Raw genomic sequence first — 15588 nt, 5'->3', positions numbered from 1 at the left:
AGTACAAGATGACGGAACGGCTTGCTGAGTATGTCAAAAAACAATCGGTACTACGTCCTTATGCCCATGTAGCCAAAGAGGTAGGTTTGAGCGATGCCACGGTGTACGGACTATTCGTAGATTACAAAGAAGAGACTGAAGATAAGATGGCGTTTGCTACACCGACGATCATGGGGATCGATGAAATCCATTTAGCGAAACAACCTCGCTGTGTCATTACCAACATCGAAGAGCGCACAATCATTGAGATGCTGCGCGATCGGAATAAACCAACCGTCATCAAGTACCTAAAAGGGATCAAAGAACCCCACGTAATCCTACGGGTGACGATGGATATGTGGAAACCTTACCGAGATGCAGTTAAAGAGGTGCTTCCGAATGCGAAGATCATCATTGATAAATTCCATGTAGTCCGCATGGCAAACAATGCGGTCGAAAGATGCCGTAAAGAGATTCGTGCTTCATTACCGGCCAATCAGCGGCGTGATCTAAAGAATGACCGCTTCTTATTGCTGAAGCGTGAACATCAGCTTAAGCCAAGAGAACAGCTGCTTGTTTCGCATTGGAAAGTTAACTATCCTAATCTCGGCAAAGCATATGAACTCAAAGAGGCATTTTATGCTATCTATGAGGCCAAGGATGACGATGAAGCGTTTAACCGTTACGAAGCATGGGAAAGCGGTTTAACGGAAGATATGCTGCCATATTTCAATGATCTGCATCGTGCCGTATCCAACTGGCACAAAGAGATATTCAGCTACTTCCATTATCCGGCAACTAATGCCTACACGGAGAGCATGAACAGCGTGATCCGTCACATCGATCGGATGGGGAGAAGTTACGGCTTTGAATCGATCCGGGCAAAGGTTCTCTTTGCGTCCAATCTTCATTCGATCACAAAGAAACCGAAGTTCAACAAACGGCATACCAGTATGAGTGATTCGATGATCATGGAAAGAAGTATAGGAATGATGACCTCTAAAACTTTCTATCAGCAAAGAGATGAATATGAAGTTATCAATTATGGCGTGTCAATCGATAAGCTAGCCCAGATGTTAGAATCTGGGCAGCTACGATTTGACGTTTAAGTTTCAGAGGGTCAAATAGTGGAAATCAACCACTTATTGAAGAGACCCAAAACATTTAGTGACACCAAAGCCGAATAGGAAAGACATGACCGCCCTCAACACCTATCTCCTCCTTTCGCTTGGCAACCTTTTTTCCGTTGCCGCTCTATTCCCGATCATCAAATACACCTATAAGAGAATCCATGCCTAAAGCAAAAACAAACCTCTCCGCTCTTACCCGCTCCGACGTCCAGGATCTCCTCAAACAGATCGATCTAACCGGCGTCGAGTTTTCAGCTATTATGGGCAAATCAAAGAACTTCGTGACCGACATGAAGCGGTTCGGGGTGCCCTTTTATGTCGAAATCATCCTGAGGCTTGCCGTAGAGCTGAAGACCAACGGCGGCGATCCGAAATCTTTTCTAAAACAATTTGATAAATCAAGTGTCAGCACTTGACAAAGAGAAGAGGAAGAGAGTATAATTGTTGTAGAAAGAAAGAGGCAGAGATGCGTTGCTAATTACCCAGAGTCCAACAAAAGGAAGAAGAGATGACCACAGAACAAATCAAAGAAGATGCAAAATGCAAACATCCACTTAACAAACCAATCGCCGCCGAAGCGATTGAATTTGTTGGATGTGGTCGATTCTTGGATAAAAGAGAATCAGATCAAGCACCGCATTAATTTAACCATCTGAAAGGACAAAAGATGCAATTAAAGCGATACTCATGTTTCTATGATAATAGATTTGGTGGGTTATGTTATCGATCATTTTGGTTTAAAAAAAATGCTATTGCTTTTATGCGTTCTCACAAATATTCTTTTGTTCAAATACGAGATACATGGAAGAATGAGTTTTTAACATTTCCAAAAAAACACACCGTTTCCGCTCCGGCGGCTACACCGCATTAATTTTCTGCTCCCTGCCAATGGGCAAAGCAATGAGAAACCTTGAAAGATGGCTATGTCGATAGAGGCAATATCCAGATGAGGCTTGAACGATCGGACGTCAAAGTACACGACTATATGCTGATCGGGAGAGCCGTAAATGGATAGCCGTCTTTGAGGGTTTCTATACCGTGTTAATTTTTCGGCTATGAAAGGGGAATAGGATGAAAATGTTTATCGTTTTAAGTGTGTTTATGTCGATGCTAAACGCAAGCGAACTGGCTGAGAGTGATTTTTTTAAGGGCATGTGGATTGGAATGCCACTGTTTATGATTTTAGCCATCCTTCTTTATTGGCGAAATCGTGAAGATCGCCAACAAGAAGAAATTGACAATAAAAACCAAAGTGCCGATCAAACACCACGTTAATTTTAGGAGTTCAAAATGACTAAAGCTCTTCTGTTTGCAGTCTGTTTGTGCCTATCTCTCCATGCTGGAGTCATTGAAGGTTCAACGGAATGCAGTGACCCAAAGGTTGTTAAGGAATTATTGTCAATCCTTAAATCCGAAACCAATACGGACCCAGAGTATGTAAAAACATCTCCCGGTAAGAACTCGTGTCAAGCGCAGATCCATCTCGACAACAAGGATTTCATGGCTGCCTATTATGTGCTGCCGTTTGAGAAATCAACTGCCGGATTAGACCGAGCAATTATTGAAAAATTTCGCAAACTTAAAAAAGATACCAGCAAGCAGTTCGTGCGTGTTGAGTTTGTGTCGGTCTTAGAATGATGATAATAAACGCTAACACAGTATTAATTTTTAAGGGGGTACTAAAATGTTTTCAAGCCCTGAGTTCATTATTTCTCAAATAGTGATTATCGCTTTAGTTGTGATTGTATATCGCAATACACACCGTTAATGAAAAATTTTTGAGGAGTCGCCAGATGAGCACAAAAAAGCTTAGTGGTGGAAAAGTGTTTGTGTACTTGAGCGCCTTGTTTGGCCCCATGTTTTTTCTTGGAAACTATGCGATCGCATATATGAATGCAGTTTTTGCCTTCGTTGGTTTTGCGATGGCGGGAGCCGGAAGTGAAAAGCATACAGGCTTAGCAATGTTATTCGTGTGGGCTTGCTTTGTGGTGGCGAGTGCTTCTGCTGGCTATATTGCTTATACAGCAGTACAAGGATGGACGACCCAAGATGTGTTGCTGGCAACGACCGCAGTCGATGCGATGACTGCCCATTTGACAAGCGGGTGGACTCTTATGAGCATTGAGATCATTCTTATGTTGACTGGATATCTATTTCTAAAATGGTATTTCGGGTTAAATCACGAATCTGCCCCGGCAGAAGACCGTCGTTAATGAAACCGACCAGGAGATAGAGATGGATAAGAATCGTAACGGAATGACATGGCAAGAATGGTTTGGAATACTCGAAACGTTCGCAAACGGGCACGGAATGACTATTCACGATGAAGAGGCATGGAAAGAAGAGTGGGAAGCCGGGAAAGATCCAATTGATTCTTTTCTGGACGAGTGCCCTGAATACGAAGACGTCGATCTTTAGCCGTCGTTAATGAGTTTGAAATTTTAAGAAGGAAATATTATGGACAATAAGCTCAAACAAATTTTAGAGCAGACCCTACGAGAAAGTGAGTCATATCTTCAAGGGCTAAACAGCATTATCGCAGCCTTTGTGGTCATAGTTCTTGTTTGCTCTGCATATTTATTTTATTCTTTCAACATGTGGACGTTGTATTGCATTGTCGCAAGTGTTGCTGTAATTATGGTAGCAATTTATAAAAAACGAAAACTGTTCAACGACCTTACGAAAATCGCTGAACCAGATAGTCAAACGGTTCAAAAGTAACTGTCGTTAATGAAGGAGCTACCAATGCAAACGAATCGAGATGAACAATGTAAAGACAATTCATACGGCGGTGTTGTGATGACGGTTGGGTTTGGGTACTTTATCCTGACAGCTATCGTTGCATTCCTCGGCAAGTTTCATGACGTATTCAATCCTATGGTTGTCAAGTTTGGCTTGGAGCCATATTCTGAAAGCATGGGTTTTGCATGGAATTTCACAGCTTTTCTTGTTGGATGGGTCTATGCCGTTGCCGTTATGTTTGTCATTATTCTGGCAAGCAGAATTAACAGTCGTTAATGCCGTGTAAACCAAAAAAAAGGAATTGACATGATCCAAAAAGAGAAAAAAATCACGTTTGGCTTTTTGATTAAAGCTATTGATAAGAGATGGCTTGCGGCATCAGCAATGCTGTGGGCTCTCGGCGTGATATGGTTCCCCGAATCTGCCATGTTCGATATGCCACTCACCCTTGGAATTTTTCAGGCGTGGCTATTCTCGGTTTGTGCAATTGGTGCGGGGGCATGGGCGTTTGTTAAATCCATGCTGAATGCAGACTACAATAAATAAACCATCGCTAAAGAAGGAGACCGTATGGACCCGCTAGCAGTAGGAATTTTCAATGTTGCCGCTGAATCGCCGATGCAGTCAGCTTTATTTGCACTCGGCGGTATATTGACTTTCATCGGCATCGGATATGCTGCCATAATTGGAATGGCTGGAGATAAGCATAAATCGATCGGGGTGGCCTTGATGTTTATGGGGGTCGGTCTTGCAGCCTATCCAACTTTGTCGATGGCAAGTGTTGTTCTTGGGGGGAGTGGAAACGTGTTTGTGCTCGGCGGAATTGACATCCGGCCGATTGTAAGCATCATGATGGTCTTTGGCTCGGCAATGATGCTTCGGTCTGCGCTAAAACAACATGATCCTGCTTCTTTAGTGGAAAAGGCATGAATAGCCAAAGCGGACTTGCTTTTGTGTTGTTGTTGTTGGTACCGACTATCGTGCTTTGGATAGTTTTCATCACCCATGAAGCAAAGGCTGAAGTATATAGTCAGATAACAATGGATTGCACCGGAAACAAAATCATGGATGAAGAGTGCAAGGCAATTCTTGCGGACAAAAAAATATATAATTACGAATACATGATCTTTGACTATATTTTCAAGGAAAAACAGCCTGAAAATGGTGCTGTTTCGACGGCGAATACAATCAGCGCCGCAACTTTGGCAAAAGGAGGTGAAAAATGAGTAAACCAAAGAAAACAGCAGAAGTCGAGTGCCCCGAGTGCGGAGCCGTATCAGTTTTGAATTTTGGGGAAAAGTGGCCGGTAATGATTCACTGCGGAGATTGCGGCATTGCCTACGACAACACCCTTGTATGGCAGAACGATCGGGAAGCCGGGAATGCAAAAACTGTGCCGGACGATTGCAACGATTTCGAGGTTTTGCAATCAGCGGCCGAAAAGACAATTGAGGCCAAATAAAACATGGAGGAAAGTATGAAGTTAAATTTCAAGAACGTTGATCAAGTGGCGGCATTTGTGGGTGAATTTGAAAGATTCAATGAAAGCACAATAGCGATTATCACTAAATCGACAAAAGTAAAATTCAATTTTTCGGGAGACAAAAGCCTGTCAAAGCATATTGACGCAATCACCGATGTCTATCAAAACGGCGGATGGATTTTTGCAGGCTTTAAAGTCAATACAATGGACGTAAGCGGTGATTTCCCTGAAATCGTCACGAGCTTGAATGTTCGGGCCTTTGCCTGTTCCGGAACCCCTCACGATGAATGTGTGGAAATTTCGCATGAAAATTTGAATAAAGTCGGAGTTCGCGTAAACAGTCTCGCAAACGGTCTGCTTGACGATTTTGGGTTTTGCGCGAATTGACGCCCTGCCCCACATTACTCTCAAACTTTCAATGAAAGTTTGAGATGTAGTTGTTAAACGCTCAAAAACCCTCTTAAAAGCCACGATCCTACTAAAGCCAGTACGTTACCATACCATAAGCCGTAAAATCGATTCTAGTGCCGTTTTTGCTCCGACTCGATAAAATCGATGATCGTATTGAAATATGGGATTGAAAAGTGCCCAATTTTTGCTCCGTTGAGCTTTCGTTGCGAAATGGTGTCGAACAGCTTCGCCTTCTCGATCAATTCGCGCACTTTGAGCAAATCGGCCCGGCCAAGCGTGTCCAGTGGGTTTGTCACCACCCTGCGAAGGATATTCGCCGGTGCCCCGTAGAATCTCTGGACATCCCATACCGAAGCAAGCAGATGCAATAGCACCAGGACGTCATGATTGAGTGTTTTGATAGGCTTGAGATACCGTCCGCCGACAAATCCTCCGTCAAGGCCAATGTCAAACGTCTGCGGAAGTTCGAGCGGAGGTTTCCCCGCCCTCTTTTTAATGGCGTTGACCTTTTCAATGATCTGCTCGGCGCAGTCGGCACCGACAAAGAAAGTTCCCGTATCGGAGCGGTCCGCTATGGCCGTGTAGAAAAATACGAAAAACTGGTCGTGCAGCTCGCCGCAGCACCCCTCTTTTTTCATCCCCGGAAGCATTCTGATGTGAGCGACCGGGTTGAGGTAGTAATTACTGACCACCTCTTCTTTTTTTGAACCGTAGCAATCGTTATTGCGGATCGGCATCAGTCATCTCCCGGCTCAACAAGCTGCATCATCTCGTCGGTAATTGGTTCTCCTTTGCCCGTATCCAACCAGATGTAGCGCCGCGCCTCCTCTTCATTGGCTACGGAGACCTTAAATTTTCCCAAATGGTAAACATTCCACCAACTGCTGTTCTCTCTTTCACTGATCGTATAATCGAGATAGGTTTTTTTGATCATTTTGTTTCCTTAGAATTGAAGTTTCAGAGTGTAGCGCTTTCTTTGCTTCGCATCGAAAAAGGTGTCAATAAACACCTTGGCCTCGTAGGATTTGCTGTTTTTGCCGATAAAATCGGTGAAGAGATACCCCTTGTTTTTGAGGTGTTGTTTTGACGCGATATTGGTCAATGCTTCAAGCCGCTCTTTCTGATCCAGCGCCTTCCCTTTTTTGACAAAGAACTCGTCGATATTGTTGTCGAACATCACAAAGCACTGATCGTTCTCGCACGCATAATACAGGCTTCTCGACCGATCTTGCGGGCTGATGAACTCCTTTGCAAAAACATATCCCTGGCGACATATCGGGCATTTGAACAGGCGATTCTCCTCTTTTGTTTCTTCGTGTACGAAGGTATTGAGCAGATGTTTAACACGCTCAGGATCTGAAAAAAAGCTCTCCGGGTCGTCGATCATAATATTTTTTTGGATGGCGATTGATTTGGCGAGGTTTATCTGTGCCGGTGTGAGTGTTGTCGGTTCGCTCTGCACCCCAGCGGCTTTTAAAACCTCATCAATGTAGTATTGGTATTCCCCGATGAGCTGGTCCGGGTCTTCCCCCTCAAAACGGATGCGATCGAGGCGGTCCCAGTATTCACGGACATTTTTTTCGTCCAGCAACAACGGGGCGTAGAGTTCGCACCACGCGACGACCTCCATCGCGATCTCCTGCGGGTGCATCATCGTGTTTGCCAGAGTTACGAGATTGGCCGCGATCAGATTGTTTTGGATGATGTGGAACGATGCCGCGGTGCCGATCCCCTTTCCGCCGAGGATTTGGGTGTTGAAGCGCCCTACCCCGTACCGCGGCGGCCGCTTTGGAACCGATGTCGAATAGCTCACGTTCGTGGGGTATAGAATTTCGTTGTGACTGCACTTTGGCAACACAACCGAAAACGACTCCTCCGGCATATCGCCGTCACCGACGCTCAGTGCGTTCAAGAGGTCAGTATTGGCGCTTTTCCAGCACTTCTGTGGGACGAATTTGCGTTTTTCCGGGTCATACACATCGACAAGGTGATTTGCCTTGGCTTCGAGCTTTTTACTGCCGACGCGGATCTGGAGAGCGGATATATCGTAAATGGCATCTTTCATCTGCGTCCACTCGGTAATCGCAAAGATAAAGGCGTACATCGTCAGCGCGTCTTGCTTCATCTTCGGCGAATCAAAATTGATGCGGTTGAACTCGGGAGTAAATTCGACGTTTTCAGGTGCGTATGCCTCTTCCAGGTGAAGCGGCAGGATGGCGATTGCCTGCGACTCGTCTTCCCCCTGAAAATCACGCTCATGCTGAAGAACGTAATCCTCGCCGTATTTTTCGTTCAGGTATCGGATAAGAGCGATCGATATTTCCCCCGGAACGCGGTGGGAACTTGTTGATGGATCGGTAATAAGCCCCGCATGGTAGAGCCTTTTGGCAAGTTTTGTGGTGTACTCGATCGAAAAATGGTAGAGGTAGAACATTTTGGACTGGAGAAACGAGAGCACCACGGGGCGATAGGTCGGCTTGACGTCGCGTACCTCGCTTTGGTAGAAACTCACCCTGTGTGCGTTCTCGTGGCTGCGCAGATACTCCACCGTGTCGTTACACTCTTGGATGAATTCTTCGGTGTAAACGGTGCTGAACGGGACGGTAAACTCCACCCCGTCTTTTTTGTACTGGACGTAGATTCTGTGGATGACCTTCGGATCATGGGCTAAAATCGTCCGTTCGGCTTTGACAATCCAGTACAAGCCTGCTATCGTCGGCAGCAGTACGAAAAAATTATTGAGCTGCTTGTGCCACGCACGGCTCATTTTGTTAATCTCTTCATATCCGGCCCGCGGGAAATTGCGTTTATGTGTCGCGATGCGCTGCTCGATTACCGACGACTTAATCCCCTTGGAAAGTCGGCTGATAAAGAGTTTGTTTATCTCGTATTCCGCTCGCTTGGCCGCGGCATGGTGACGATCGACGAAATAGCCGTTATCGATCGAAGTTTGAATGTCGCTTATGCTCTCGAAATCGCATAGTGTGTATTCTTTGATGTCGAGGGTGTCTATGGCGTGCTGGAGCAATTCTATCGCGTCGATCTTCAGCCCCTCCTCGATGAAAATCCCTTCAAAACGAGGGAGGTATTGGCGAATAGTACCAAGCGGTGTTTCCCGCCCGGAGCCGAGCCATTTTTCCGAATAAAGCGACGGTACCACCACTTTCCATGCGGTCTGGTCGAGGGTGAGAATCGCGCGGGAGGACAATTCGGCCGACGAAACGATCAAGAGATTCATTAATGCTCCTTTTTTAGGGTTATGCCGCCGTTTCCGCGGCGTTTTTGCGCAAGAGATTCGATTTTTGGATTCCAATCCAGTGTTTAAAGTCATTGGTATCCAGGCGCCCGTAGGTGCAGATCCGAAGGAAATGCTCGGAAAACTCGACAAACCCTCCAACCGCGGCAATCAGAAATTTGGAGGTGGTCCGACGTGTCCCGATCAGAACGACCTCCTTCCCTTTTTTGCGGACGATACTGAGCAGCTCAGAGAAATCGCCGTCTCCTGCGATAAAGACGAGCCTTGAGAAGGAATCGGAATAAAGTTCGTTCATGACCCGAATCGCAATACCGACATCGACCCCTTTTTGAACGATGAATTCATCAACATGACCGCACTTGGTGCATTTTGACGTCCGCGCCCCGTGGTGGTATTGCACCACCTCGATCCCTCCGCGTTTGAGTGCTTCGACGAATCCGACATCGTTACCGCTGGGAGCAAACGACGTGAACCATACGGTGTTGTATGGTTTTTCACCGGCGATATGTTCGATCACGCCGTTTAGCCTGGTGATATCGACCTTGTGGGCGATGCTGGTGAGGTAGGCCGCATCGATGATGGCAAGCGTTTTGTTCTGCGGCGTAGTCTCTGGAAGAGGCAACGCTTTTTTACGAAAGAGTTTCCGCCAAAACATCACAGATCCGCCCAAGGCATTTTGACGCACTGCCACACCCCGCTTCGATCTTTCATCAGGCCGACGCAGTAGTGCCCCTGCGAATTGCGCGTTTCGAGGAGCTGAAAGATGCGGTTGTCTTTGATGCCGGTTACGGCTTTGACGCGCGGCAAATCGTTTGGGGCAGTATAGAGAATGATCATCGTCCCGATGTTGGTCAAGAACAGCTCCGGCAGATTGTCAGGCGTCTGGGTCATCGCCATCACCCCGCCGCCGAAGTTTCGGATCTGACTGATAATCCGATTGTAGAGGAGATTCTTGTTTCTGGCCTCCGCAGCCGTGTCGGGAAGGAGGGTTTGAATTTCGTCGATGACCAGATAGGTATCGGTGGTTGTGCCTGGGCGACGCTCCCAGAACGGCCGTGTGCCTTCCGGTAAAGAGCGGTATTCCCCACGGACATAGAGCATACGAAAGATTTTTGACGCTATCGTGTCGGCACAGAACAGGCGCGGCTCGTCCTTGAGCGATGACAGGTTGTATCGGTTGATCTTTGAAAACGATGGCGCCGGTGTCGAACGCCCGAAAACACCGGCGCTTGAAAGTGCCTGAAGATATGTTTCGATCGTGCGAATTACTTTGAGGCGGTCTTTGTCGGAGTAGAATTTAAAATCGAGCCACCCATACCCCGCCTCGTCGCTTTGAAGTGCCTCGTATGCAGGGACGTCCCCTCCAAGAAAAGAGTATTCAAGGTACTGCTTGAAATGGCTCACCATTGATTCGACGTTGCCCTTGATATGCTGCTGCAGATCAACGATTTCCCCTTTTATCCGCAGCCTCTCTGCCTCTGCAACTTCTTCGTCGCGGTCTGCCACCTCTTCGAGCTTTCTCAACTCTTCGTTGAGTTTTGCGAGCTGATTATGCCATTCATTGAGGATCTTGCCGTTTTTCGACACGATGGAGCCAAATTTAGTCCCATATCCGCCGCTGACGAAATCGAGGATGTAATCGACGAGTTCTTTCATGTCGGCGACGATCGGCAGTTTTTCATTCATCTCTTTCTTGTTGAGGTCAAGTCCCCATGTCGAAGGATCCGAATCGACGATACCCGCTTTTCGATAGGTGTCAATGATGAGGCGACGTAGAACCGCCGTCATCAAAGGGGCCGATTTGAGCCGTTTCATGAACGTTTTTCGAAACATCTCCATGATGTCATCCACCTGTGCAAGCGGTCCGCCGTTTTTTTCGTCCAAAAGAAATTCAAATGGATTGATCGAATACGGGGAGTTGCGAACCTCAAAGTCGAAAACCTCTTCAGGCACCAATCCGTTCATACCCAGCGTATTCTGGACATCGACAACATGAAGGTTTTTGCCTTTCTCGTAGAGATGTTTCATCAGCTCTTTGGCCAATCGGGTTTTTCCGGCGCCTGACCCGCCGGTGATTGCAATGTGACCGTTCTGCGCCGTATCAGTGTTCAGAACGATCGATTTGCCAGGATTAAGGAGAAGTGGAAATTCAAAGCCCATAAAGTGTAAATTCCTGCTTTTTAAGTTATTGATTCTGCATTGCGGAAACAATGCAATAACATTGCAATTACAATGCTTTTCCAATGATAGTTATTGTTTTTTCAATGCCTTTTCGCGATTGTCGTGATGTAAAATGACTATTACGCCAAATAAGCAATGCGTTTTCAATGATAACTATTGACTTAACAATGTATTAACATTGCATATTCAATGCACCTTTTCTTTTGGAAAGAGTGAGGCCGCCAGACGAAACACATAAGGTCGAAGGTCGGTATGACGGCTTTATCGAAGGCAGAACCCTGCCCTCTTTAAAGGCGTCTCAAGTCAGATCGGTGTAATCGAACGTTCTTGGGATTCTGCGATCCCATCGTTTGCATCTACCGATTTTAGAAAAGAAGATGATTGCCACCGCAGCAATGCCGATAGCCAGTAAAGCGATGAACGTTGCAGACATTTCAACCTCCTGCAATATGTATAACGTCCACGAGCAGGAAGATGATAATGACAGTGTAGATAGCGGCTCCCGGAATGTTGGATAGTGCCACCCGAAAATCCTGCAATGAAGGGATAGCGTTTTCAACGAGAACGACCACGGCAAGAATATACACAAGATCGCTCAATAGCGACGGTTGGACTATGTATGCGCCATACCAGACATCGAGATAGTAGGCGGCACCAAGCAAAAGCACCGGCGCCATCGCGATGGGAAAAGCGTTGTACCATCGAACGTTGGAAGATTCGACGCTCCCAAGAACCCACCCGTCATGGACGCGACGCGGTATCAAGGAAAACCCGATCGGCTTACCGTTGAGAAGCAATGCGGCGACGTAGTGGCAAAGCTCATGAAGAACCGTCCCTGCGAGATTTATGGCAATGCCCAAAAAAGGGAAACGGTAGGTGGATGTTTTGAGACGGGCAAAAAGCAGCGCAACGATAATGCCGAGCTTTGGATCGGACAAATGTTCAAGCATCGGCCTTCCCTGCTTCGGCGTTCCATTTCTTTACCGTCCGCCACCGGCTCTTTGGTAGTTCTGAGAGTTTGGGCGGAAACGGCATTTTATGCGGATCTTCAATCCGGATAAGGCATTTTGGGCATTGCGCAACATACCAATCCAGAAAGTTGTTGCACACCTCTGGGGTCGTGTTGCATTTTTTGCACGGCAACGGTTTGATATACGGCGTGGTGTTTTTAGTCATAGGTCAACTCCTCATTCTGCTGAGATTTGAGATCTCTCAATATCGTTGTAGTCGGGAATGGCGAAAAATTCTTTTTTCCCTATCTCTCTTGGAACTGAGTCAGAATGGTGAAATTCGACAAAGCAATTCAGGCAGTGAATTATTTCCGGCCAGGTTGTGACGATATGCAGCTTCACCTCCGTACCGCATTCTGGGCACGATACAATGAAATATTTCGGTTCGTTCACCATGATATGCCCCCTTTCGTATTTGATTTATCGGATGACGTATTGCTGCGACTTAAACTCACCCAGTGTCTGTGGATGCGAGTCGTCGAATTCATATCTTCCGTTTGTGATCGCCGGAAGGATTTGTTTGAAGCCGGTGAGGACAAGGTTATACAGCATTTTCTTCCGCTCCATCGGGTCTTCTGCGCGGCGAATAGCATCCAAAAGATCATGTTTGAGTGATGCTGGGATGTCGATAACCTCATCGAGGATGCGAAAATCGACATCGGCGCCAAGGCGGTCGGCGTTATCCGCGACATATCGAACGGCTAAAAACAATTTGCCAAGCCGTTTTACGGTTGCAGCATCGACGGTAAAGGAGTTTGCCAAGCCATCGCCGAAGTTGTGCATATAATCCCCGATATGGGAGACAAATGCGGAATCGAGCATTGACTTGTTCTGGAGCTGCTCGCTGTTGGCCCAGGCTTCATAAAGGAGTGTGTATGGATTCTCGATTTTCTTCCGCTTGATGCTGGCGCTGAAAGTCAATGCGAACAGCAAGACCACAATAATCGTTGTCCCGAACGCAAATGCAAAGGCGATCGGGGTCATTTAATGCTGCCCTGACGAAGAAAGATTCATCGACGCAATTACTTCATCGATGGCTTCGGGAGTTTTTGCTTTAATCTGCTTGGCTTTATCGACGATCGATTGATAGGTTGTCGCGTCGTGTGTGTTTTTTGCTGAAATCATACGCTGAAGGAATTGAGTGTTTTTCGAAGCCATAGCTTCAAATTCATTGTGGTTGATTTGTTCGCATGAAGTCGAATTTACGTCATGCAACAACGAGTAGGAATCAACAAGGACCGAGACCATCTTTGGTGCAAGTGCGTTCAGTTGATTACAAAACACTACATCTTCTTCGTTTGCGTGCGACATTGAAAAGCCGATAGCGCCGACGGCTAAAACAGACATGAGGACTTTATTCATTTGGCATCCTTTTGGGTATCGAGAAGATTGATCTTTTCGTTGTTGAATACGATAATGCCAACCTTATCGGAAGCAGGAATGCTCAGTACCGGCGCTGTGGCCTCGGCGAGCAATTTGCCATAGAAGTTGGAGAGTTCTTTGATTTTTTCATCCCCGGAAGCATTTTTTTTCAGATCGTCGTGAATGGCTTTTAGCTGTTTGATTTTGACTGGGTTTTGGGGCTGAACATCTGCTTTCATCCCGATGATCCCGTCTTTATCAACCGCGAACCCCATGACGTCTCGGCAGGCGTTATTTTCGCAGATTTGTTCAATGCGGACCATCATTCGAGAAGAAACGAGGTTGGGTTTTGCACGGCCAATGGCGTATGATGAATCTGAGATTTTAAACACCGCAGGATAGGTATTGGTGTCAAACGCACCGGCTTGGATGCCTGCGAGAAGTTTACCTTCGGTTTGGAATGGTGTCGCAAACAGCGATGAAGCGATCGTCGCAATCGCAACAATTGAAAGGGTTGTTTTTTTCATAGTGTTTCCTTTTTTGAGTGATCTGTGTTTGACCAAAAATCATTCATACTGAATCCGAATCCTTCGAGTTGGATGCAATTGGAAATATCTTGATATCCAAAATGTCTGAGAAGTTCGGCAAGATTGATTTTGGCATTGCCTTTAAAAGAGAGGAGGAAATCATACGCGAGGGCTTCGTTCGGTTTTGCATCTGGTGCGTCGCTCGCGGTGTGGACCATGAGTGCGACGGATACCATGATATTAGAAGGTAACCTCGCGTGTTTAAGGGTGAACGAATCCAGTTGTATCATGGGTTACCATAATTTAGATCCGCGCGGAACAGCAGCTTTGGGCTCTTCTTGCCGGGTTTGTTGTGTCTCTTCGGTCGAAGGCGTTTTAGACATGGACTTCTGAACGGTTTGGTTTTGGGTTGTGGCAATTGTGTCGCTGTTGGAATTGTTGAAGAACGCCGGGCGGAGTTTTTCATCTTGGTGAAACATCCGCAGTGCCGCAACCAAAAACGCTTTTTTGTTCAACACCAGATTATAAAGCTCTGCGTCCTCGCCGGTGAGGCGAATCTGGACGGAGGCGGAAGTTTTTTTCGGGCTCATGACTTGAAGTACCCGCGAACGTTGCCGAACTCATAAGGAGTTTCGGAGAATTGTACGTTATCCGGCAAATCCGTTCCTTCGAGAAAATATGCCCCCCCACCAGAGAGGATGACCGTTTTTGCTTTGCGGAGAACTTCAAGGCTCTTCGTGCGCAGCTCGTCCATGATGAAGATATTATAGTCTTCTTTGAGTTCGTTGATTTTGTCAGTGAAATCGATTTCGTTTCCAAAGTTGACGACGTTACCGCGAACGAAGATGTCTTTTGCCTCCAGCTCGGAAATCGGAGCGTTAAACTCACGCTTGACGATCGCTTGGAGATCGGTGATGATTTTGTTCGCACCGATGGGGTCTGCATAGGAGAGGTCTTTACGCGGAACCCAGTCTTCGAACACCATAAAGTCGAAGGTGTTGTACCCGATATCGACGACACAAACCATGCCATCTTTTTCGCCTTCGAAATCGAAAAGAACACCCTGCCCCTGCGCCATCAAATCAACAACCGGTTCGAGTGAAACGTTGTCAACGCTGAATTTGCTCATAATGGCATGGAAGCTATCTGCCTCGCCCCAGTTCATGATCGAAAGCCCCGTTACGATGTGAATCGGCTTTTTAACGTCGAGTCCTGCTTTCATGATGGCGTGGTAAGCGATCAGCGGTCCGTAGTTTGAGAGGAAGCCGTAACCGCGCGTAGAGACGGCGTTGTATTGGGCTTTCTCGCCGACGAAATAGCGCTTGCCGTTAAAGAGATAGGAATCAGGCATTGCATCGTTGCCGAAGTCTGACTGCGCCTCTTTTACTTTTGCGACCGCCGATGGGAATTTGAACACGTTGAGTGAACCGTCTTTGTTTTCGACGCACACTTTTGTGTCGCCGTAGCCGATATCGATTGCGATTTTTTGAAATTGTGACATGGTTTT

General features: G+C 46.6%; 27 protein-coding genes. 14 read left to right on the top strand and 13 right to left on the bottom strand.

What is annotated here, in order from left to right; all coding sequences use genetic code 11:
- The 14 genes from E0765_RS07505 to E0765_RS07445 form a co-directional block, all read left to right on the top strand.
- Positions 1-1088, top strand: a 1088-nt coding sequence (locus E0765_RS07505) for an ISL3 family transposase (RefSeq protein ID WP_132812613.1), incomplete at its 5' end; no start/stop codon positions are given.
- A 182-nt stretch (positions 1089-1270) separates the two neighbouring features.
- A complete protein-coding gene (locus E0765_RS07500; RefSeq protein WP_132812612.1) occupies positions 1271-1525 on the top strand; it encodes a hypothetical protein in 255 nt (84 codons plus the stop codon).
- 92 nt (positions 1526-1617) lie between these two features.
- Entirely contained in the window at positions 1618-1752 is a 135-nt protein-coding gene (locus E0765_RS12725; RefSeq protein ID WP_255417881.1) for a hypothetical protein, read from the top strand.
- A gap of 428 nt (positions 1753-2180) precedes the next feature.
- The gene (locus E0765_RS07495) at positions 2181-2384 is read left to right on the top strand and encodes a hypothetical protein (protein ID WP_132812611.1); all 204 of its coding nucleotides are present in this window, start codon (positions 2181-2183) and stop codon (positions 2382-2384) included.
- A gap of 15 nt (positions 2385-2399) precedes the next feature.
- On the top strand, positions 2400-2747 hold the full coding sequence (locus tag E0765_RS07490) for a hypothetical protein (RefSeq protein ID WP_132812610.1): 348 nt from the start codon (positions 2400-2402) through the stop codon (positions 2745-2747).
- A gap of 155 nt (positions 2748-2902) precedes the next feature.
- Complete coding sequence (locus tag E0765_RS07485; protein WP_132812609.1) at positions 2903-3322, top strand: hypothetical protein; 420 nt, start codon at positions 2903-2905, stop codon at positions 3320-3322.
- A 22-nt stretch (positions 3323-3344) separates the two neighbouring features.
- Positions 3345-3527, top strand: coding sequence for a hypothetical protein (locus tag E0765_RS07480; RefSeq protein ID WP_132812608.1), 183 nt, complete (start codon positions 3345-3347; stop codon positions 3525-3527).
- 39 nt (positions 3528-3566) lie between these two features.
- Positions 3567-3830, top strand: coding sequence for a hypothetical protein (locus E0765_RS07475; protein WP_132812607.1), 264 nt, complete (start codon positions 3567-3569; stop codon positions 3828-3830).
- A gap of 24 nt (positions 3831-3854) precedes the next feature.
- Positions 3855-4127, top strand: a complete 273-nt coding sequence (locus tag E0765_RS07470) for a hypothetical protein (protein WP_132812606.1) — start codon at positions 3855-3857, stop codon at positions 4125-4127.
- A gap of 30 nt (positions 4128-4157) precedes the next feature.
- Entirely contained in the window at positions 4158-4397 is a 240-nt protein-coding gene (locus tag E0765_RS07465; RefSeq protein WP_132812605.1) for a hypothetical protein, read from the top strand.
- Between the two features lie 24 nt (positions 4398-4421).
- Positions 4422-4781: a hypothetical protein gene (locus E0765_RS07460; RefSeq protein ID WP_132812604.1), complete on the top strand. Its 360-nt coding sequence runs from the start codon at positions 4422-4424 to the stop codon at positions 4779-4781.
- Positions 4778-5077 (top strand): hypothetical protein, encoded by a 300-nt coding sequence (locus E0765_RS07455; RefSeq protein WP_132812603.1) that lies wholly within the window; start codon positions 4778-4780, stop codon positions 5075-5077. Before E0765_RS07460 ends, E0765_RS07455 begins: the two co-directional genes overlap by 4 nt.
- Positions 5074-5313 (top strand): hypothetical protein, encoded by a 240-nt coding sequence (locus E0765_RS07450; RefSeq protein WP_132812602.1) that lies wholly within the window; start codon positions 5074-5076, stop codon positions 5311-5313. The genes E0765_RS07455 and E0765_RS07450 overlap by 4 nt, the downstream gene beginning before the upstream one ends.
- A gap of 15 nt (positions 5314-5328) precedes the next feature.
- On the top strand, positions 5329-5721 hold the full coding sequence (locus tag E0765_RS07445; RefSeq protein ID WP_132812601.1) for a hypothetical protein: 393 nt from the start codon (positions 5329-5331) through the stop codon (positions 5719-5721).
- Between the two features lie 134 nt (positions 5722-5855).
- Here E0765_RS07445 and E0765_RS07440 read toward each other — a convergent pair whose 3' ends face one another.
- The 13 genes from E0765_RS07440 to E0765_RS07380 form a co-directional block, all read right to left on the bottom strand.
- On the bottom strand, positions 5856-6482 hold the full coding sequence (locus tag E0765_RS07440) for a hypothetical protein (RefSeq protein WP_132812600.1): 627 nt from the start codon (positions 6480-6482) through the stop codon (positions 5856-5858).
- Complete coding sequence (locus E0765_RS07435; protein ID WP_132812599.1) at positions 6482-6679, bottom strand: hypothetical protein; 198 nt, start codon at positions 6677-6679, stop codon at positions 6482-6484. The genes E0765_RS07440 and E0765_RS07435 overlap by 1 nt, the downstream gene beginning before the upstream one ends.
- 9 nt (positions 6680-6688) lie before the next feature.
- Positions 6689-8983, bottom strand: coding sequence for a DNA topoisomerase (locus E0765_RS07430; protein ID WP_165921715.1), 2295 nt, complete (start codon positions 8981-8983; stop codon positions 6689-6691).
- Between the two features lie 19 nt (positions 8984-9002).
- A complete protein-coding gene (locus tag E0765_RS07425; protein ID WP_132812597.1) occupies positions 9003-9656 on the bottom strand; it encodes an NYN domain-containing protein in 654 nt (217 codons plus the stop codon).
- Positions 9656-11161, bottom strand: a complete 1506-nt coding sequence (locus E0765_RS07420; RefSeq protein WP_132812596.1) for a hypothetical protein — start codon at positions 11159-11161, stop codon at positions 9656-9658. The genes E0765_RS07425 and E0765_RS07420 overlap by 1 nt, the downstream gene beginning before the upstream one ends.
- Positions 11162-11616: 455 nt before the next feature.
- Complete coding sequence (locus E0765_RS07415) at positions 11617-12132, bottom strand: hypothetical protein (RefSeq protein WP_132812595.1); 516 nt, start codon at positions 12130-12132, stop codon at positions 11617-11619.
- Positions 12125-12358, bottom strand: a complete 234-nt coding sequence (locus tag E0765_RS07410; RefSeq protein ID WP_132812594.1) for a hypothetical protein — start codon at positions 12356-12358, stop codon at positions 12125-12127. Before E0765_RS07410 ends, E0765_RS07415 begins: the two co-directional genes overlap by 8 nt.
- 11 nt (positions 12359-12369) lie before the next feature.
- Entirely contained in the window at positions 12370-12588 is a 219-nt protein-coding gene (locus tag E0765_RS07405) for a hypothetical protein (RefSeq protein WP_132812593.1), read from the bottom strand.
- A gap of 24 nt (positions 12589-12612) precedes the next feature.
- On the bottom strand, positions 12613-13176 hold the full coding sequence (locus tag E0765_RS07400; RefSeq protein ID WP_132812592.1) for a hypothetical protein: 564 nt from the start codon (positions 13174-13176) through the stop codon (positions 12613-12615).
- Complete coding sequence (locus E0765_RS07395; protein WP_132812591.1) at positions 13177-13554, bottom strand: hypothetical protein; 378 nt, start codon at positions 13552-13554, stop codon at positions 13177-13179.
- A complete protein-coding gene (locus tag E0765_RS07390) occupies positions 13551-14081 on the bottom strand; it encodes a hypothetical protein (protein ID WP_132812590.1) in 531 nt (176 codons plus the stop codon). Before E0765_RS07390 ends, E0765_RS07395 begins: the two co-directional genes overlap by 4 nt.
- 293 nt (positions 14082-14374) lie before the next feature.
- A complete protein-coding gene (locus tag E0765_RS07385; protein WP_132812589.1) occupies positions 14375-14671 on the bottom strand; it encodes a hypothetical protein in 297 nt (98 codons plus the stop codon).
- A complete protein-coding gene (locus E0765_RS07380) occupies positions 14668-15582 on the bottom strand; it encodes a ParM/StbA family protein (RefSeq protein WP_132812588.1) in 915 nt (304 codons plus the stop codon). The genes E0765_RS07385 and E0765_RS07380 overlap by 4 nt, the downstream gene beginning before the upstream one ends.
- Positions 15583-15588: the final 6 nt, after the last annotated feature.

This window comes from Sulfuricurvum sp. IAE1, assembly GCF_004347735.1.
Lineage (GTDB): Bacteria > Campylobacterota > Campylobacteria > Campylobacterales > Sulfurimonadaceae > Sulfuricurvum.
Note: the sequence above shows the minus strand (reverse complement) of the source record. Positions and strands in the feature narration are given on the sequence as shown.

What these genes read in the sequence shown, in the direction of transcription:
- E0765_RS07445 (WP_132812601.1), top strand. Translation starts at nt 5,329, where the DNA reads ATGAAGTTAAATTTCAAGAACGTTGATCAAGTGGCGGCATTTGTGGGT.
- E0765_RS07405 (WP_132812593.1), bottom strand. Translation starts at nt 12,588, where the DNA reads ATGGTGAACGAACCGAAATATTTCATTGTATCGTGCCCAGAATGCGGT.
- E0765_RS07480 (WP_132812608.1), top strand. Translation starts at nt 3,345, where the DNA reads ATGGATAAGAATCGTAACGGAATGACATGGCAAGAATGGTTTGGAATA.
- E0765_RS07460 (WP_132812604.1), top strand. Translation starts at nt 4,422, where the DNA reads ATGGACCCGCTAGCAGTAGGAATTTTCAATGTTGCCGCTGAATCGCCG.
- E0765_RS07415 (WP_132812595.1), bottom strand. Translation starts at nt 12,132, where the DNA reads ATGCTTGAACATTTGTCCGATCCAAAGCTCGGCATTATCGTTGCGCTG.
- E0765_RS07390 (WP_132812590.1), bottom strand. Translation starts at nt 14,081, where the DNA reads ATGAAAAAAACAACCCTTTCAATTGTTGCGATTGCGACGATCGCTTCA.
- E0765_RS07435 (WP_132812599.1), bottom strand. Translation starts at nt 6,679, where the DNA reads ATGATCAAAAAAACCTATCTCGATTATACGATCAGTGAAAGAGAGAAC.
- E0765_RS07455 (WP_132812603.1), top strand. Translation starts at nt 4,778, where the DNA reads ATGAATAGCCAAAGCGGACTTGCTTTTGTGTTGTTGTTGTTGGTACCG.
- E0765_RS07385 (WP_132812589.1), bottom strand. Translation starts at nt 14,671, where the DNA reads ATGAGCCCGAAAAAAACTTCCGCCTCCGTCCAGATTCGCCTCACCGGC.
- E0765_RS07400 (WP_132812592.1), bottom strand. Translation starts at nt 13,176, where the DNA reads ATGACCCCGATCGCCTTTGCATTTGCGTTCGGGACAACGATTATTGTG.
- E0765_RS07450 (WP_132812602.1), top strand. Translation starts at nt 5,074, where the DNA reads ATGAGTAAACCAAAGAAAACAGCAGAAGTCGAGTGCCCCGAGTGCGGA.
- E0765_RS07380 (WP_132812588.1), bottom strand. Translation starts at nt 15,582, where the DNA reads ATGTCACAATTTCAAAAAATCGCAATCGATATCGGCTACGGCGACACA.
- E0765_RS07440 (WP_132812600.1), bottom strand. Translation starts at nt 6,482, where the DNA reads ATGCCGATCCGCAATAACGATTGCTACGGTTCAAAAAAAGAAGAGGTG.
- E0765_RS07485 (WP_132812609.1), top strand. Translation starts at nt 2,903, where the DNA reads ATGAGCACAAAAAAGCTTAGTGGTGGAAAAGTGTTTGTGTACTTGAGC.
- E0765_RS07500 (WP_132812612.1), top strand. Translation starts at nt 1,271, where the DNA reads ATGCCTAAAGCAAAAACAAACCTCTCCGCTCTTACCCGCTCCGACGTC.
- E0765_RS07465 (WP_132812605.1), top strand. Translation starts at nt 4,158, where the DNA reads ATGATCCAAAAAGAGAAAAAAATCACGTTTGGCTTTTTGATTAAAGCT.
- E0765_RS07475 (WP_132812607.1), top strand. Translation starts at nt 3,567, where the DNA reads ATGGACAATAAGCTCAAACAAATTTTAGAGCAGACCCTACGAGAAAGT.
- E0765_RS12725 (WP_255417881.1), top strand. Translation starts at nt 1,618, where the DNA reads ATGACCACAGAACAAATCAAAGAAGATGCAAAATGCAAACATCCACTT.
- E0765_RS07420 (WP_132812596.1), bottom strand. Translation starts at nt 11,161, where the DNA reads ATGGGCTTTGAATTTCCACTTCTCCTTAATCCTGGCAAATCGATCGTT.
- E0765_RS07430 (WP_165921715.1), bottom strand. Translation starts at nt 8,983, where the DNA reads ATGAATCTCTTGATCGTTTCGTCGGCCGAATTGTCCTCCCGCGCGATT.
- E0765_RS07490 (WP_132812610.1), top strand. Translation starts at nt 2,400, where the DNA reads ATGACTAAAGCTCTTCTGTTTGCAGTCTGTTTGTGCCTATCTCTCCAT.
- E0765_RS07470 (WP_132812606.1), top strand. Translation starts at nt 3,855, where the DNA reads ATGCAAACGAATCGAGATGAACAATGTAAAGACAATTCATACGGCGGT.
- E0765_RS07495 (WP_132812611.1), top strand. Translation starts at nt 2,181, where the DNA reads ATGAAAATGTTTATCGTTTTAAGTGTGTTTATGTCGATGCTAAACGCA.
- E0765_RS07395 (WP_132812591.1), bottom strand. Translation starts at nt 13,554, where the DNA reads ATGAATAAAGTCCTCATGTCTGTTTTAGCCGTCGGCGCTATCGGCTTT.
- E0765_RS07425 (WP_132812597.1), bottom strand. Translation starts at nt 9,656, where the DNA reads ATGTTTTGGCGGAAACTCTTTCGTAAAAAAGCGTTGCCTCTTCCAGAG.
- E0765_RS07410 (WP_132812594.1), bottom strand. Translation starts at nt 12,358, where the DNA reads ATGACTAAAAACACCACGCCGTATATCAAACCGTTGCCGTGCAAAAAA.